The sequence below is a fragment of the Treponema sp. R6D11 genome, from assembly GCF_054786075.1.
The window spans coordinates 1-1,080 of the sequence record NZ_BDHD01000390.1; the positions used below are offsets into that span (position 1 = coordinate 1).

The 1,080-nt window shown below is 36.4% G+C and carries 3 protein-coding genes; 2 read left to right on the top strand and 1 reads right to left on the bottom strand.

Translation table 11 applies throughout. The features are described from left to right. Positions 1-405, bottom strand: a 405-nt coding sequence (locus ACYVTD_RS13370; RefSeq protein ID WP_461248232.1) for an AI-2E family transporter, incomplete at its 3' end; no start/stop codon positions are given. 148 nt (positions 406-553) lie between these two features. Here ACYVTD_RS13370 and ACYVTD_RS13375 point away from each other — a divergent pair. Then, positions 554-835 carry a co-chaperone GroES gene (locus ACYVTD_RS13375; RefSeq protein ID WP_461248233.1) on the top strand — a complete coding sequence of 94 codons (282 nt, stop codon included), beginning with the start codon at positions 554-556 and terminating at the stop codon, positions 833-835. A 2-nt stretch (positions 836-837) separates the two neighbouring features. Further along, the coding region (locus ACYVTD_RS13380; RefSeq protein ID WP_461248234.1) for a TCP-1/cpn60 chaperonin family protein at positions 838-1,080 on the top strand (243 nt) is incomplete at its 3' end.

Consider the following 1,080-nt stretch of genomic DNA (forward strand, 5'->3'; position numbering starts at 1 on the left):
TAGGAAGTTAATATATCCTTGGGCTAATTCGCCTTTCCATAATACGAATCTAGAGCTAAAACCTCGAACCCAGATTTCAATATTTTTTGCGTATGTTTCGCTTTCTTTGGCGATAGATGTTATTTCGTTTGTTAGTTTATAAACTATAAGCCCGAAGATTGTTAATAGAAGCACTAAGCAGATTGCCCAAGCGAAGATGGAAGAGAAGGTTTTGTTAAGCTTTAATTTATCATGAAGAAAATTAGCTAGTGGGGCGGTTATTGCTGCGACGATATACGCTAATATAAATGGCATGAAAAGGGTGAGGGCGAGTGGTAGATAATTCTTCAAAACGAAAACACCGATGCCGATATATGCGATATAAATTAAAATTCCTATATGTTTATTTCTTGTTTGTTCATCCATGGAATTATTATACATTATATAGGAGGTAATGTCAATAGATTTAAAAAAATTTATAAAAAAGTATTGACAAATTACTAAAAATATGATATATTTTTAGCAGTCGGCACCTTTGAGTGCTAAAGACATAAAATTTATAAGGAGGCAAAAAATGAAATTTGAACCAAACGGGGACAGATATTTGGTTAAATTCTGCGAAGACACGAGCGAAACAAAAAGCGGAATTTTGCTAGCTAGCTCCGCACAGGAAAAGCCACAGTTTGCTGAAGTTGTTGCAGCTGGTGATGGCAATACAGATGATAAAAAAATTGAGATGAAATATAAAATCGGCGACAAAGTTAGTGTTGGTCGATATGCAGGAAACGAAATTAAGCTAGACGATGAAGAATTTGTAATTGTTAAGCAGGATGAAATTTTAGGGAGGTTAAAATAGCCATGGCGAAGACGATTAAAACTGGCGATGAAGCTAGAGAAGCGTTATATAGAGGAATAAATATACTTGCAGATAGCGTTAAAACAACCGTTGGACCTAAAGGGCGCAATGTTGCTATTGACAAGAAATTTGGTGCGCCACTGATCACTAATGATGGTGTAACGATTGCTAAGGAGATAGAACTGGAAGATCCACATGAGAATATGGGCGCGCAACTTATTAAGGAAGCGGCGGCGAAGACCAAT

Coding starts and splice junctions, on each gene's coding strand:
- ACYVTD_RS13375 (WP_461248233.1), top strand. CDS start 554: ATGAAATTTGAACCAAACGGGGACAGATATTTGGTTAAATTCTGCGAA.